This window comes from Kitasatospora sp. NPDC093558, from assembly GCF_040683475.1.
Taxonomy (GTDB): domain Bacteria; phylum Actinomycetota; class Actinomycetes; order Streptomycetales; family Streptomycetaceae; genus Kitasatospora.
This window is the reverse complement of sequence record NZ_JBFBDY010000950.1, coordinates 1-1,980: the sequence shown is the minus strand read 5'-3', so window position 1 is coordinate 1,980 and position 1,980 is coordinate 1. Positions and strand designations below refer to the sequence as shown.

3 protein-coding genes are annotated in these 1,980 nt (G+C 74.4%); 2 read left to right on the top strand and 1 reads right to left on the bottom strand.

Translation table 11 applies throughout. The features are described 5' to 3' along the window. Positions 1 to 110 precede the first annotated feature (110 nt). Complete coding sequence (locus AB0O00_RS37305) at positions 111 to 566, bottom strand: hypothetical protein (RefSeq protein ID WP_363659136.1); 456 nt, start codon at positions 564 to 566, stop codon at positions 111 to 113. Positions 567 to 795: 229 nt separating this feature from the next. On the opposite strand from AB0O00_RS37305, the gene AB0O00_RS37300 reads away from it, so the two are divergent. Beyond that, entirely contained in the window at positions 796 to 1,236 is a 441-nt protein-coding gene (locus tag AB0O00_RS37300) for an Lrp/AsnC family transcriptional regulator (protein ID WP_363659135.1), read from the top strand. Positions 1,237 to 1,267: 31 nt separating this feature from the next. Then, on the top strand, positions 1,268 to 1,980 hold a 713-nt coding region (locus AB0O00_RS37295), incomplete at its 3' end, for an amidohydrolase family protein (RefSeq protein ID WP_363659134.1).

The following is a 1,980-nucleotide window of genomic DNA, read 5'->3' as shown; positions in this document are numbered from 1 at the left end:
GTGCGGAGCGACGGCCGGAGGTTTCGCATTTCCGAGATGAAGCCGTCGGCGCCGACGGATGCCGTCAGGCGCCGCCGGGCGCCCTCGAGCGGTCCGTCAACTCGCCGACGTCACCGGCGGATCAGCCGGCGCCGCTGCTCGGGGATGGTCGGCGTGACGGCGGTGACGCGCACCGGGCGGTGCGCCACCGCGTGCGAGAACGGCTGGGTGCGCCAGTCCAGGCCCGAGGGCAGCTTGAACAGCCCCTCGAAGCCGGCCGGGGCGCTGTCGTCCGCGGACTCCACCTCGGCGAGGTCGTCGGTCGGCGTGCCCGAGCCCGGGCAGATCGCGGGGGCGAAGGGGTTCCACGCGGTCGGCAGCAGGGCGTGCAGCGGCAGCCGCTCCTCGTCCGCGACGAGGGCGATCGGGCGCCGGCACTCGGGGCAGTGGACCCGGAAGATCTCCCAGGACTCGCCGTCGCCCGGGTCGGTGCTCGGCGTGGGGAAGTCTCCGACCGCGATGTCGTCGCGGCCGGCCATATCGTCGGTCTCGTCGGAGCCCAGGGCACGCTGGTCGGTAGCAGGCATGAGGATCCCCCTCGGATCGGGCCCGGCGTGGTCGCCCGGGGCCACAACCAGCACTTCCCTCCCGCGCGCATACATAACCCTGCGGTCCGGCGCACCGTGATGCACTGGGTGTGTCCTTGGCCACATTCGCCCGGCATGTGCCCGGTTGGCACCCCGCACCGCCCCCGGTGACACCGCGTGCGCCCATTGGGGCGCCCCACGCGCCCCCGACCGGGTAGGTTTGCGCACTGTGGAGGATCTCGACCAACGCATCGTCCAGCTGCTCCTCGAGGACGGCCGGATGAGCTACACGGACCTGGGCAAGGCCACCGGCCTGTCCACCTCGGCGGTGCACCAGCGCGTGCGCCGCCTCGAACAGCGCGGGGTGATCCGCGGCTACACCGCGATCATCGACCCCGACGCCGTCGACCTGGCGCTGACCGCGTTCATCTCGGTCAAGCCCTTCGACCCCAGCGCGCCCGACGACACCCCCGAGCGCCTGGCCGGCCTGCCCGAGATCGAGGCCTGCCACAGCGTCGCCGGCGACGAGAACTACATCCTCAAGGTCCGCGTCGGCGCCCCCGGCGACCTGGAGGACCTGCTCGCCCGCATCCGCACCGCCGCCGGCGTCTCGACCCGCACCACCGTCGTGCTCTCCACCCCCTACGAGGCGCGACCCCCGAAGATCTGAGCACCGGTCGGTGGGGTGCAGACTTGGGCGCATGACCGAACGCACCCCACGGACCGTCCTGCTGCGCGGCGGCGCCGTCTACAGCCCCGCCGACCCCTTCGCCACCGCGATGCTCGTGGAGGGCGAACACGTCGCCTGGGTCGGCAGTGACGGCGCCGCCGAGGCGTACGCCGGGGTGGCCGACGAGATCGTCGAGCTCGACGGCGCCCTCGTCACGCCCGCGTTCGTGGACGCCCACGTGCACGCCACCTCCACGGGCTTGGCGCTCACCGGCCTCGACCTCACCGGCAGCCCGTCCCTCGCCGCCGCCCTGGCCGCCCTCACCACCTTCGTCGACGCCCAAGACGCCCAGGACGCGCCCGGCGGCGTGCTCATCGGCCACGGCTGGGACGAGACCGGCTGGCCCGAGGGCCGTCCGCCCACGCTCGCCGAACTCGACGCCGCCGCCCGCGGCGCCGCCGTCTACCTCTCCCGCATCGACGTCCACTCCGCCCTCGCCACCACCGCGCTGCGCACCCTCACCGAAGGCCTCGCCGACAAGCTCGGCCACTCCGCCGAGGGTCCCCTCACCAAGGACGCCCACCACGCCGTCCGGCAGACCGCCCTCGCCCACCTGACCCCCGGGCAGCGCCGCCGCGCCCAGCGCGCCACCCTCGCCCGCGCCGCCGAACTCGGCGTCGGCGCCCTGCACGAGTGCGCGGGCCCGGAGATCTCCTCCGAGGCGGACCTGGCCGCCCTGCTGGC

Coding starts and splice junctions, on each gene's coding strand:
- AB0O00_RS37305 (WP_363659136.1), bottom strand. CDS start 566: ATGCCTGCTACCGACCAGCGTGCCCTGGGCTCCGACGAGACCGACGAT.